General features: G+C 72.0%; 12 protein-coding genes and 1 pseudogene. 7 read left to right on the top strand and 6 right to left on the bottom strand.

The window, feature by feature from the left end; translation table 11 throughout:
* Nucleotides 1–212: 212 nt before the first annotated feature.
* Together ACZ6Z8_RS02655 and ACZ6Z8_RS02650 are read right to left on the bottom strand one after the other, a co-directional pair.
* On the bottom strand, nt 213–692 hold the full coding sequence (locus ACZ6Z8_RS02655; protein WP_465605601.1) for a hypothetical protein: 480 nt from the start codon (nt 690–692) through the stop codon (nt 213–215).
* 17 nt (nt 693–709) lie between these two features.
* Nucleotides 710–1720 carry a chymotrypsin family serine protease gene (locus ACZ6Z8_RS02650; protein WP_465605599.1) on the bottom strand — a complete coding sequence of 337 codons (1011 nt, stop codon included), beginning with the start codon at nt 1718–1720 and terminating at the stop codon, nt 710–712.
* Between the two features lie 622 nt (nt 1721–2342).
* Here ACZ6Z8_RS02650 and ACZ6Z8_RS02645 point away from each other — a divergent pair.
* Nucleotides 2343–2606 (top strand): hypothetical protein, encoded by a 264-nt coding sequence (locus ACZ6Z8_RS02645; protein WP_465605597.1) that lies wholly within the window; start codon nt 2343–2345, stop codon nt 2604–2606.
* Between the two features lie 52 nt (nt 2607–2658).
* On the opposite strand, the gene ACZ6Z8_RS02640 is transcribed toward ACZ6Z8_RS02645, so the two are convergent.
* Together ACZ6Z8_RS02640 and ACZ6Z8_RS02635 are read right to left on the bottom strand one after the other, a co-directional pair.
* Nucleotides 2659–3690, bottom strand: coding sequence for a site-specific integrase (locus ACZ6Z8_RS02640; RefSeq protein WP_465605596.1), 1032 nt, complete (start codon nt 3688–3690; stop codon nt 2659–2661).
* 610 nt (nt 3691–4300) lie between these two features.
* The gene (locus tag ACZ6Z8_RS02635) at nt 4301–5245 is read right to left on the bottom strand and encodes a pirin family protein (RefSeq protein ID WP_465606312.1); all 945 of its coding nucleotides are present in this window, start codon (nt 5243–5245) and stop codon (nt 4301–4303) included.
* 183 nt (nt 5246–5428) lie between these two features.
* Here ACZ6Z8_RS02635 and ACZ6Z8_RS02630 point away from each other — a divergent pair, with 183 nt between their 5' ends.
* Together ACZ6Z8_RS02630 and ACZ6Z8_RS02625 are read left to right on the top strand one after the other, a co-directional pair.
* A complete protein-coding gene (locus ACZ6Z8_RS02630; protein ID WP_465605594.1) occupies nt 5429–5917 on the top strand; it encodes a carboxymuconolactone decarboxylase family protein in 489 nt (162 codons plus the stop codon).
* A 330-nt stretch (nt 5918–6247) separates the two neighbouring features.
* Nucleotides 6248–7348 (top strand): serine hydrolase domain-containing protein, encoded by a 1101-nt coding sequence (locus ACZ6Z8_RS02625; protein ID WP_465605591.1) that lies wholly within the window; start codon nt 6248–6250, stop codon nt 7346–7348.
* A gap of 48 nt (nt 7349–7396) precedes the next feature.
* Here the strand turns inward: ACZ6Z8_RS02625 and ACZ6Z8_RS02620 are convergent.
* Nucleotides 7397–7510: pseudogene (locus ACZ6Z8_RS02620) on the bottom strand (acetoacetate decarboxylase); the annotation flags it as partial.
* Between the two features lie 157 nt (nt 7511–7667).
* On the opposite strand from ACZ6Z8_RS02620, the gene ACZ6Z8_RS02615 reads away from it, so the two are divergent.
* From ACZ6Z8_RS02615 to ACZ6Z8_RS02605, 3 genes are all read left to right on the top strand, one after another.
* Nucleotides 7668–8402 (top strand): leucine-rich repeat domain-containing protein, encoded by a 735-nt coding sequence (locus ACZ6Z8_RS02615; protein WP_465606310.1) that lies wholly within the window; start codon nt 7668–7670, stop codon nt 8400–8402.
* A gap of 288 nt (nt 8403–8690) precedes the next feature.
* Nucleotides 8691–9980 (top strand): threonine--tRNA ligase, encoded by a 1290-nt coding sequence (gene thrS / locus ACZ6Z8_RS02610; protein ID WP_465605589.1) that lies wholly within the window; start codon nt 8691–8693, stop codon nt 9978–9980.
* A 129-nt stretch (nt 9981–10109) separates the two neighbouring features.
* The gene (locus ACZ6Z8_RS02605) at nt 10110–10652 is read left to right on the top strand and encodes a hypothetical protein (protein ID WP_465605587.1); all 543 of its coding nucleotides are present in this window, start codon (nt 10110–10112) and stop codon (nt 10650–10652) included.
* Nucleotides 10653–10790: 138 nt separating this feature from the next.
* On the opposite strand, the gene ACZ6Z8_RS02600 is transcribed toward ACZ6Z8_RS02605, so the two are convergent.
* Nucleotides 10791–11201, bottom strand: coding sequence for a VOC family protein (locus ACZ6Z8_RS02600; protein WP_465605586.1), 411 nt, complete (start codon nt 11199–11201; stop codon nt 10791–10793).
* Nucleotides 11202–11269: 68 nt separating this feature from the next.
* Between ACZ6Z8_RS02600 and ACZ6Z8_RS02595 the strand changes: the two genes are divergently transcribed.
* Entirely contained in the window at nt 11270–11746 is a 477-nt protein-coding gene (locus ACZ6Z8_RS02595; RefSeq protein ID WP_465605584.1) for a MarR family winged helix-turn-helix transcriptional regulator, read from the top strand.
* The last annotated feature ends 2 nt before the right edge of the window (nt 11747–11748 follow it).

Raw genomic sequence — 11748 nt, 5'->3', positions numbered from 1 at the left:
TCGGACAAAATCAACCCTCTGACCTGCGGAATCGTGAATTCCGTAGCGCCGCCGTCAACGCCGCTGGGGAAGGGCGTGACACACACGCGAGCGGGCCGGTAAGCAGGTCCCCGGCGTGCGGAGTGCGGCGGCAGGCAAGCTGCCCCTGGAGGGATACCCCCCGTCCAGGGGCACGGTCGGGGGCACGGCACACCGCCGTGCCCCCGACTCGTTCAGCGTGCGGTGTTGCCGTGGACGACGGTGCGGCCCGGGTAGCGGGCGTCGAGGTATGCGCGGGCGGCCTGGAGGTCTCCGACGACGCCGACCGTGGTACGGCCGGCCTGGTCAGCGCCGGTCTCGAAGACCTGGAAGCCGGGCTCGTGGAGGCCCTGGATCGCGGCTTCCAGGGGGTAGTCGTGGCCGCGGCGCCACACCAGGTCGGAGGTGATGGTCCCTCGCACAACCCTGGTCTGGCCGGGGAAGCGCTGGTTGAGGGTACGGCGGGCGTCGTCGAGGCTGCCGATGACGGCGACGGTCTGGACGACGTCGCCGGGGTGGGAGGTGACGTTGTCGACGTGCCAGGTGGCGGGGCCGACGCCGGCCTGGTGGATCGCCTGCTGCAGATCGGCCAGGGCCCGCCCCTGGGGTGGTGGGGTGTGGGCGGCAGCGGCGGCGATGGTGGCCAGGGCCCGACTGGTAATCGCGACGTTCACGATGGCGGCCCCTTTCGTTAGGCGAGCGAGATGCCGAACTTGTTCATGATCGCGCTGATGGGCACGAAGAACACGGTGTCGTAGCAGGTGGTCGAGGCGGCGACGTCGGAGCCCCAGCCGCAGACGATGGTCTGGCCGCCGCCGGCGCTGATGATCCCTCTCGCCTGCATGTCCTCGCCGCCGTTGACGCTGGCGACCACCGGGCCGCCGGAGTCGCCCTGGGCGACGGTGATAGTCCTGTCGTGGGTGCGCACCGCGGAGTCGAGGTCGCTGTGCCAGACGCCGTTGATGGTGCTGGCGACGTCGGTTGCGGTGATCTTGAGGCCGCAGTGCACGCCGGACATCGCCCCCGAGTCGCACACGAGGGCGCCGGTGTTGTTGTGGCCGGCGCCGAAGACCCGCTTCTTGTAGTCGGTCTTCAACGACCACACGCCGTCGTAGAACTGCCCCGAGGGCGTTCCGTGGATGTTGATGACGGTGGTGTCCAGGGCGGTGTCGGAGTCGCTGGCCTGTCCCACCTCGGTTCCGGTGCCGGTCTTGTAGGTGCCGGAGGTGCCGCAGTGCGCGGCGGTCAGTAGGACTGCTGTCTTACCGCGCCACCCGCCGAACCCGCTCGTGCAGAAGGCGTTGCCGGGGGTGGTGAGCTCTGCGCTGGCGCTCCAGGGGCTGGCATCAGAGTGCCGGTTGGCGTGCTGCGGGGCGACGGCGGGCTTGGCCTGGACCGGTACGTTGGCCAACTCGGTGGCTCGCTCCGCGACCCGGCGCTGCTCGGCCTCACCACCGGTCCGTACGGCTGCGGCGGGGGTGTAGGCGACGGTCAGGCCGGTACCTTCGGGCGCGGGGGCGGCCAGCGTCCACGCCGCCCCCACTTCGCCTGCGGTGGCGGCCGCGACCAGGCGGTCCCGGACGGTGCGCAACTGTGCGAGCGTGTACGGGGCCGACTTGAGGTCCGCGATGATCCCGGCCGGTGGATGCTGCAGCAGACGGGTGACGTACGCAGGCGGGGTGTCGTGCCAGTAGACCGTCAACCGGCCGTGTTCCGGGTCGAGGGTGAGGCCGGCGTAACCGGGGATGGAGCACGCTCGGCCTCCGGCAGCGGAGCGATCGCGTTCGCCAGGCGCTCCAGCGTCTCCTGACGCCCCACCACATCGCGGCTCACCGAGACCGCGACCGATGGCGTCTTCGGTGCGGGGGTTCTGGCGGCAGCTGGGTGGGCAGTGGTTAGGGCGGTGAGCATGGCGCCGCCGATCAAGGCCGTTCTCCTGCGCACGATCCGCCGCCCCTTCCTCTGCGGGCAGGACCGATGCGGGGCCTGCTTCGCGAGGTGCGGTGGGCCCGCACCGTACCCAAGTAGTCCACGCCGCCCAGCCGGTCCGCCAGCCAACTTGCTGGTAGTCACTCAGACGAGCGAGGCTCCTACCCGGAAGGGCAACCCCGTCCCAGCACCGACTTCGCCGACACCGCTCCTCAGCGGGGCGGGGAGCCAGCTGGCACCACGGTGCCGGGCCGAAGGGCGCGCGTTGCCCGGGTAAGGTGGAAGGCGGCTGGACACGGCCGTTGGTCGAGTTGTAGGCCCCGGAGAGCGTCATCACCACCGACATCCTGACCCGCGCCCCGGTCACCCTGAGCGCCAGCAACGACCCAACTCCGGTGGAGAAAGCCGTCACCGAGGGCATCGCCGCCGACTTCGAGCCCGAGACGTTTCTGTGGATCGTCTTCCGCCGCCCCGACGGTGGTGCCAGGATCTGGTACTCCTGGACCGCTGGCGGCGCACCGCTGGGCAACCGCATCGACCAGGCCGCTCTCACCGCCGAGCTCGACTGCGCCGACTGCTTCCACATCTGCCCTGCGTCCGGTCCGGAGGATGGAACGGCCCCTACCCGCGGGAACTCGCGGTCTGCTCTGCCGAGTTGATCTTTAGAGCCACCCGCGGTCCCAACGCGCCGGCGGGGCCGTCGACGTCCGATTACGGGACAGAGCCGTTGATTGGGCGGCCTTGACTATCCGGTGCCGTTGCTTCGAAGCCGACGGCAGGTGTGCGGGTTCGGCGGAGGGTCTCACCGTCGGGGTCGGCTGGTTCGAGTTCGATGGCGCGGCGTAGTTGTTCCATGCGTCGGGGTAGGGGGTGCCAGCCGGGTTCTGTGGCCATGTCGGCGTTGAGCTCGTGGATCGCGCGGGCGTAGGCCCGGGCCAGGCCGCGGAAGTGCAGCGGCAGACCGGGGCGGGGGTGGCCGCTGGGGGCGGTGCTCACCCACAGCGCGTCGGTGGTCTCGTTGTTCGGGCCGGCGGGTTGGGTGGTGTCGCGTGCGACGAGGTGGCTGCGGACGGTGAGCCAGTGGCGCAGCGCGGCCCGGGTGGGCCCGGACAGGGCGACGGTCTCGGTGGCGGGTGTGGTGCGCGGGTTGCGGTGCTGGGGGAGGCGGGTGAGGCGGATCGTGCCGTGGTGCAGGTCGAGGTCGTCCGTGCGCAGGGCGCAGAGTTCGCCGGCGCGGCAGCCGGTGTCCAGCACGGTGCCGATGATCGCGAGGATCCGGCTGCGGGACGCGGACCGGCCGAGGCGGGCAGAGTGTCCCAGGTGGCCGAGGAGGATGCTGCGCGGGCGGGCGGCGACCACGGGCCGGAGCGCGACCTGCGGCCGGTCGCGGTCCGGGAACGTGACGGTGAGGCCGGCCCGGGCGGTGAGGATGCGGAGGCAGTCCTCCCGGACGCGCATGGATGCGGGTGAGGCTTGGCCCGGTCGTGCGGTGGGCTTGCGCCGCAGCAGGCCCCGCTCGGCGGCGGTGAGATAGGCAGCGAGGGTGTCCGGCGCGAGAAGCAGGGCGAGTGAGCCGGCGGCTGTCTTCGCGATGGCGCCTCGCTCCAGGGCGGTGCGCAGTTCGCCGGCGATCCAACGCAGTTGCTTCGCCCGGGAGGTGCCCGTGGGCGGTTCGCAGGCCCGCTCGACCAAGGCGTCCAGCGCCGCGATCGAGGGTGCCGCTGCCGCTGTGACGTCCGTCATGGGGTCACCCTAGCGACGGGGACGGTCGGACCGGCGGGTTCTTTCCGTCGGCGAGCTCTTGGAACCACTTGCGGGGTCCGTCTAATAACTGGCTTGAAGCAAGATCATCGGTGGGGTGCGGGCGGCATGGTGGCTGTCTCCTCCGGCGCAGCCCGTCCGGGGTGGTGACCGTCCTTTGGCAACGAGGGAGGGGGCGTGCCGGGGCGTCCGCAGGCCCTCACGGCGGCACCCTCCGGGTGGGCTGCCGCTGCGGGTGCGAGCCGTCGAACGTTGCGAACCGGAAGGACTGCGAAGTCCCGGCACGGGGCAACGTCGCGGCAGTGCGGTCGGCACCGAATCGACGATCCGGGCTGGGCGCCGTGGTGGCGACTTCCGCAAGCTCCGCGAGTGCGTGGCGTGGACCGTCCTGAAGGGTCTGACGGAGCGTCAGCAAAGTCAGCATTAGGTCAGCATTGGTCCTGGCAGACGCTGTCACAGATGGTCGAACCGTGTCATGCGTCGAGGGCGGAGGCGGGTGTCGACAGGGCCGCTTCGGGGTGGGCGTAAGGGGGCTCCGGCTCGGGGGTGCGGTGGACCCGACCGCCGCGCCCCCGATCGGCAAACACCCAGGTCAGCGCGCGCGTCCGCGCGGTTTCAGGGGGATTCCGGGGAGTTCCGGGGCGGGCAGGCGGCCGCCCGGGTAGCCGTCGACGGCGCCGAAGCGGTCGGGGTTCGCGGAGCTCATCCATTCCTCGCGGGCTCGGGTGATGTCTTCCTGGGACCGGCCGATGAAGTTCCACCACATGATGATCTGTTCCTCGAAGGGCGTGCCGCCGAGGAGGACGAGGCGGGCGGGAGTGTCGGTGCTGTTGGTGACGGTGAGGCCGGTCGGGCCGGGGGCGAGGTAGCCGAGGTCGCCACGCTGGAGGGCGGTGCCGGCGAGGCGGACCTCGCCGCGGTCGACCAGGACGCCGTGTTCGAAGGCGGGGTCGACGGCCAGAGTCACGGTGGCGTGCGGACGGAGGGTGAGTTCGGCGCCGAGGAGCGGGGTGAAGGTCGGCACGGGGGAGGTGCGGCCCGCCAGGGTGCCGAGGAAGACGCGGGCCTCGCCGCCGTCCAGGGCGACCGGCTCGGGGACGTGATGGTGGAAGTCCCGTGCGGTGTGGCGGTGTTCGTCGGGCAGGACGACCCACAGCTGGACGCCGTGCAGCACCGTGGTGGCGGGGGTGGAGACCTCGGAGTGGCAGATGCCGTGGCCGGAGGTCATCAGGTTGAGCTCGCCGGGGCGGACGAAGGCGTGGACGCCGAGGCTGTCGCGGTGCTCGATCTCGCCGGTGAAGAGCCAGCTGACGGTCTGCAGGCCGGTGTGGGGGTGCGGGGCGACGTCCATGCCGCCGGTCAGCGCGACGTCGTCGGGGCCGTAGTGGTCGACGAAGCACCAGGCGCCGATGAGCCGCCGCGAGCTGTGGGGGAGGGTGCGGCGTACCGTCATCGCGCGTGGACCGCCGAGCGGGACGTCCCGGGCGGACAGGACCTCGACGTACGGGACCTGCGCTTCCTGCGCCTCCTGCGGCATCTGCGGCTCGTGCGACTCGTGGGGTCGAGCGGTGGGGTGCGGCCCGGTCTCGGCGGTGCTCACGGCTGTGGTCCCTCCCTGTGCGGATTTCGGTTCAAGATAGTTCTAGATTCAACTATTATGGCATGGCAGAGTGTCGAACGGCAGTGAGCCGACAGTGTCCGTGGGAGTCGAGGAGTTCAGGTGAGTGATGTGACGGTGGTCGCGCCGGAGCGACGGGTGTTCATCGACAAGCGGAGCCCCAAGGCCTACCAGGCGCTGCTGGCGGCCGCCGAGGCGGCTCGGGAGGTCGCGGCCGAGGCCGGGCTGGACCGGCGGCTGGTGGAGCTGGTCAACCTGCGGGTCTCGCAGATCAACGGCTGCGCCTACTGCCTGAACGTGCACACCCGGGCCGCGCTGCGCGAGGGCGAGACCACTCAGCGGTTGGGCGTGCTCCCGGCCTGGCGGGACACCGAGCTGTTCACCGCGCGGGAGCGGGCGGCGCTGGCCCTGGCGGAGGCGACCACCGACCCGTCGGACGCCGCCGCGCAGCAGGCCGCCTACGTGCTCGCGCGGGAGGCGCTGACCGAGGAGGAGATCTCGGCGGCGATCTGGGTGGCGATCGCGATCAACGCCTTCAATCGGGTGTCGATCATGAGCAAGCACCCGGTCCGCCCGACTCCGGGGGTGTAGGCCCGTGCGGGGTGGCCGGTCGGCTCCCCCGTTCGGCGTAGTGCCTACGTTGGTCGAAGTACGACCGGTTCCTTCCGCTGGAGGATGACGGAGTATCAGTCCTGCGACCAGGCTGTGGTCCAGAGGCGGGCGCGTGCCCGCCGTGGACGAGGGGGTCGCATGGTGCGTCGTACGGTTTCCGGGGTGGCGGCGGCAGTGCTCTGCCTGGCGCTGGCCGCACCCGCTGCCTCGGCGGGCGCCGTCGAGCGAGGCGGGGCAGGCAGGGGAGGCCGGGGAGGCGAGGCTTCGCCGGTCACCGCGGTTGCGGACGGGGGCAGGGCCGCTGCCCGGATGGCGGCCCTGAAGGCGGTGACCGGGGCCGGGGCGGCCGCGGCGATCGCCGAGGTCAGGGACGAGGACGGGGTCTGGCGCGCCGGTACGGGCATCGCCGACCTCGCCACCGGTGCCCCGGTGCGGGCGGACGGACGGTTCCGCGCCGGGAGCATCACCAAGGTCTTCACCTCCACCACCGTGCTCCAGCTGGTCGGGGAAGGCCGGATCGGCCTGGACGACCCGGTCGAGCGGTACCTGCCGGGCACGGTCCCGAACGGCGGGCACATCACGGTCCGCCAACTGCTCAACCACAGCTCGGGCCTGTGGGACCCGACCAACGAGAAGGGTGGGCTGTTCCCGGATGCGACGGACCCCGCAGCGATCCGGGGCTGGCTCGACCGCGGTGGCCTGACCTGGACCATCACCCCGGCGCAGGTGGTGGCCGCCTCGGTGGCGCATGCGCCCAACTTCCCGCCAGGGGCGAAGTTCAGCTACTCCAACGTCAACTACACCCTGCTCGGCATGATCATCGAGCGGGTGACCGGGCACGGCTACGCCCAGGAGATCAGCGCGCGCATCCTGCGGCCGCTCGGGCTGAGCGGGACGTACTTCCCCGGGCGGGCCACCGACATCCGCGGCCCGCACGCCCACGGCTACTGGACGCTCGCCGAGGGCCCGACGCCGGACGGCCGGAGCGACCGGGACGTGACGGTGGCCAGCGTCACCTGGGCGAACTCGGCGGGCGAGCTGATATCCACGCTGGGCGACCTCAACCGGTTCGAGCAGGCCCTGCTCGACGGGAAGTTGCTGTCGCCCAGGCTGATGCGGGAGATGAGGACGACCATCCCGGTGGCCGAGGGGCAGCACGCGCTGGAGTACGGGCTGGGGCTGGCCCGACTGCAGTTGTCCTGCGGGCCGGTCTACGGGCACGACGGCGAGGTGTTCGGATACAGCTCGCAGCTGTGGAGCTCCGGCGACCGGCAGGTCGCGATGTCCGTGACGTCCAGGGGCGACTCCGGACAGGCCGTGGCGCAGCTCATAGCGCAGGGCGGCTTCCTGGAGGAGGCCTTCTGCGGCGCCCACCGCGGCGGGGGTGATGCCCAGCCGAAGCTCGGCTGAGTCCAGCCCCGCCCGGGAGCCAGGGGTAGGACGGCTCGCTGCCCGTCGTCAGGCCGAGCGGCACTGCTCCGTGAGGTAGTCATGCACCGGGGCCACCGGGGCCAGGGTCAGGTCGGTGACGATGTGGCTCGCCGAGACGACCTCCAGCACCGGCAGGTCGGACGAAAGGGCCGAGTTCCCGGAGGACCTGCTCCACCGTGTGGTGGACGGGCTGTTCCACCCCGCCGCCCGGTAGGGTCCCGCACGCCGGCCGTTGGCGCCGCGGCGGTGCGCGCCGACCTCGGGACGGCGGAGGCGGAGAATGACGGGCGTGACAGACATGACGCTCAACCTCTGGCGCCAGCCGCTCGGTCCGGTGGCCGCCGAGGTGCTCAGCTCGGTGTGGGACCGCGACGAGCTGACCGTGCTCATCCTCGCCGAGGGGGCACTCTCCGAACTCCCGCCAGGCATCAGCAGGCTGGGGAGACTGCGCACCCTCGATCTCGGCCACAACCTGTTCACCGAGGTGCCCGTCGAACTCACCGGGCTCACCTGGCTCAGGGACTTCCTCTACCTGCACGACAACCGGCTGACCAGCCTGCCGGACTCGATCGGACGGCTCACCGAGCTGCGCTACCTCAACGTCGGCGAGAACCGGCTCACCGAACTCCCCTTCTCCATCGGAAAGATGGCCGAGCTGGTCGAACTGCGGGCCCAGCACAACCGGCTCACCGCGCTGCCGGAGTCCATCGGCGCGCTCGGGGAGCTGCGCGAACTCTGGCTGCGAGGCAACCGGTTGACCGGTCTGCCGACGTCCTTCGGGCTGCTGTCCGAACTGCGCGAGCTGGAGCTGCGCGAGAACGCCATCGCCGAGTTCCCGGCCGTCCTCGCCGGGTTGCCGCGACTGCGCCGGATCGACCTGCGCAGCAACGAGATCGCCGAACTGCCTGGCTGGCTGGCCGACCCGGCCGTGCTGCCCGCGCTGGAGAAGCTCGACCTGCGGTGGAACGACGTCCAGATGCCGGAGCGGGTGCGGGAGGCGCTCGCCGAGCGCGGCTGCGTCGTTCTTCGGTGAGCCGGTCCGATTCGAGCCGGCCCGATCGGAGGCGGCTCGATCCGAGGTGGCCTGATCCGAGGCGGCTCGATCCGGGCCGGTTTGCCGGGATCCCGCCCAGGAAGATCAACGCGCTCGCCGAAGAGCTGCTACCGTGGAACACATGAAGCGCGCTGCACTCGTGACGACGACGCCGGAACAAGTCCCGGCGCGCTGACTGCTGACCAAGTCCGAAGCCCCGGGGCGAGTGCCCCGGGGCTTCGTCGTTCCCGGCTCCACTCGCCCCGCATCCCGAGTGGAGACCACTCCGTGAACGAGCAGCTCAAGAACGACCACCTCAACGACGGCCACCTCAACGACGGCCACCTCAGGAACGACCACCGCAGGCTCGGCCGCGAGCTGGACCTGTTCGACACCGATCCGCTGATGGGCTCCGGACTGCCGTACTGGCTGCCCGACGGCGCCGCGATCCGGCACACCCTGGAAGAGTTCATCCGCGGCCGCGAGCGCCGGGCCGGCTACCGTCACGTCTACTCGCCGGTGCTCGGCAAGCGCGAGCTGTACGAGATCTCCGGCCACTGGGACCACTACCGCGACGACATGTTCCCCCCTATGGAGCTCGGCTCGGAGGAGATGGTGCTGCGTCCGAGCCTGTGTCCGCACCACGCGCTGATTTTCCGCTCCCGCTCCCACAGCTACCGGGAACTTCCCTTGCGGATGGCCGAGTTGGGCGGAATGTACCGCTCCGAGCTGTCCGGTGTGCTCGGCGGTCTGACCAGGGTCCGGGCGATCCAGCTGAACGACGCGCACGTCTTCTGCACCCCCGAGCAGGCCGCCGACGAGGCCGTCGCCGCCCTGGAGCTGATCCGCGAGGCGCACCGCGCGCTCGGCGTGGTGCCCGTCCGCTACCGGCTCTCGTTGCCAGGTGAGGGCGGCAAGTACGTCGCCGATCCCGGGCTCTGGCGGCGGGCCACCGCGCTGCTGACCGACGTGCTGGAGCGTTCCGGGGTGCCGTTCGAGGCGGCGGAGGGCGAGGCCGCGTTCTACGGTCCCAAGATCGACGTGCAGATCGCCGACGGCGCCGGGCGCGAGTTCACCCTCTCCACCGTCCAGATCGACTTCCACCAGCCCGAGCGCTTCAACCTCCACTACATCGGCCCGGACGGCGCCAAGCACCGCCCGGTGATGGTGCACCGCAGCGTGATCGGCAGCGTCGAGCGGGTGGTCGCCCACCTGATCGAGCTGTACGGCGGGGCGTTCCCGGCCTGGCTGGCGCCCGCCCAGGTGGTGCTGCTGCCGATCTCCGACGCCGAACTGCCGCAGGCCGAACGCCTGCGGCAGCGCTGCCTGGACCTCGGGCTGCGGGCCGAGGTGGCCGGTCCTGAGCACGGCAGCCTCGGCGCGCGGATCCGGGAGGCCCGGCTGGTGCCGTACCAGGCGGTGGTCGGCGCCAAGGAGGCCGTGGACGACCGGGTCGCGCTGCGGCTGCGGGACGGCCGCCGGCTGGAGCCGATGCCCGCCGAGGAGGCCTGGTCGCGGATCGGCGGGCTGGTCGCGGACTGCAGCGCCGAGCTGTGGCGGGCCGAGCCCGCCCGGTGAACCGGGGGCATACGTACGACTAGTGCGGTGTCCGGTGTGTCGGCGGGGCCGGGGGCGGCGGCCGCCCGTCGAATGGGCGCGGCGGCCGAGTCCACGGCCGTCACTGTCCCCATGGTTCCGGAGGTACCCATGCGCAGACCGCGCAGGCTCGTCGTTCCCGTCCTCACCGCCTGTCTCGCCCTCGCCGGGGCGCTGGCCGCCGCCCCGGCGAGTTCGGCCGGGCTTCGCCCGCTGCCCGTACCGGAGGTGCAGTACTGCGCCGCCGTCCTCGGCCACCTCCCCGGCGCCGACGGCGTCTCGCCGGTGCTCGGCCGGGCCTGCTCGCCGGACTCCGCCGCCGACGCGCTCGCCCGGGCCGACCACCGCCCCCGCACGGCGGAGCAGCCAGCCGACCGGACGCTGCTGCTGGAGGAGTACAAGGACGTCAACTACGGCGGCGGCGTCATCTACTCCTTCTTCGGGGACGCCGGCGGCTGCGACTCCACCGGCTACCACCTGGTCAACTACTTCGGGGTGGCGCTGAGCGTCTCCTCGATGAAGGGCTACAACAACTGCAACACCGTCCACCTCTGGTCGACGCTGGGCAAGGAGGAGACGCTGGGCCTGCCGGCCTCCTACCTGGGGCCGGACTTCAACGACGCGGTCCGTGAGCTGCAGGTCTTCCACGGCTGAGCGGCCCCGGGTTCGGCCGGCCGCCGGGGGAGGGGGCCCCGAGGAGGGGCCTCGGGGGAGTGGGCCTCGGGGGAGGGGCCCGGGCCGGCCGGACGTCCGGGCAGGCGTCGGGTCCGACGTACGGCGGGCCGTGGACGGTCAGTAGGACTGCAGCTCGATCAAGTACCCCTCGGGGTCGCGTAGATGGGCGCTGCGCAGGGTGGGGCCCCACTCCGGGCGGTCGGTCGCCGGGGCGACGAGCGCGCCGCCGTGCCGGAGGCAGAGGGCGAGCGCCTTGTCCACGTCGTCGACCCGGAACACCAGCATCGCGCCGTCCTGAGCGGGGGCGGTGGGGTGGGCGGGCAGCCCGTCGGTGCCCAGGGCGGCGGCCATCGCGGCGCGGTCGTAGAGCGCCAGGGCGGCCTGCTCCTCGACGTCCCAGTTGGCGTACGGGCCCTCGGGGGCGCCCCTGACCAGGTCGGCTCCGGTGAGCGGGGGCAGCACCGCGCGGTAGAAGTCGAAGCACTCGGCGAAGCGGGTGACGAGCAGGCGCGGGTAGAGGGCGTCCACGGTCGAACTCCTGGCGTCGAAAGTAGTGGGTCGACACCCACTATAGGAAGAGACCCTAGAATGCCGCCATGGCCTCCGAGACCCCTGCGCCTTCCGACGGGCTGCCGCCGACCCTGCTGGAGCTCAGCACCTTCCTGCTCGCCCGGATCGGCCGGACCGCGCGGGCTCGGCTCGGCGAGCAGTTGTCCGAACGGGGCCTGCGGCTCTGGGACATGGCGGTGCTCGCGGCGCTCGCCGACTTCGGGCCGCAGGCCCAGCGGGACCTGGTGCGGCGGCTGGGCATCGACCCGAGCGACCTCGCGAAGGTCGCCGACCAGCTGGGCGCGGCCGGATACGTCGAACGCACCCGGGACCTCGCGGACCGGCGACGGGTCTCGGTCTCCGTCACCGCAGCCGGGCGGGCGCTGCTGGCCGAACTGGAGGAGCAGGCCCGGGCGGTGCAGGACGAGGTGCTGGCGCCGCTGGACGAGGATGAACGGCGGGTGCTGCAGGGGCTGTTGCGGCGGGTGAACGAAGGGGCGGCGCTGCGGCGAGGGCCGGCGTGAGC

The organism is Kitasatospora sp. NPDC101108, from assembly GCF_055584725.1.
This window is presented reverse-complemented; position numbering and strand designations above follow the sequence as displayed.

Coding starts and splice junctions, on each gene's coding strand:
- ACZ6Z8_RS02625 (WP_465605591.1), top strand. CDS start 6,248: ATGGCGGCCCTGAAGGCGGTGACCGGGGCCGGGGCGGCCGCGGCGATC.
- ACZ6Z8_RS02635 (WP_465606312.1), bottom strand. CDS start 5,245: ATGCCGCAGGAGGCGCAGGAAGCGCAGGTCCCGTACGTCGAGGTCCTG.
- ACZ6Z8_RS02595 (WP_465605584.1), top strand. CDS start 11,270: ATGGCCTCCGAGACCCCTGCGCCTTCCGACGGGCTGCCGCCGACCCTG.
- ACZ6Z8_RS02605 (WP_465605587.1), top strand. CDS start 10,110: ATGCGCAGACCGCGCAGGCTCGTCGTTCCCGTCCTCACCGCCTGTCTC.
- ACZ6Z8_RS02640 (WP_465605596.1), bottom strand. CDS start 3,690: ATGACGGACGTCACAGCGGCAGCGGCACCCTCGATCGCGGCGCTGGAC.
- ACZ6Z8_RS02615 (WP_465606310.1), top strand. CDS start 7,668: ATGACGCTCAACCTCTGGCGCCAGCCGCTCGGTCCGGTGGCCGCCGAG.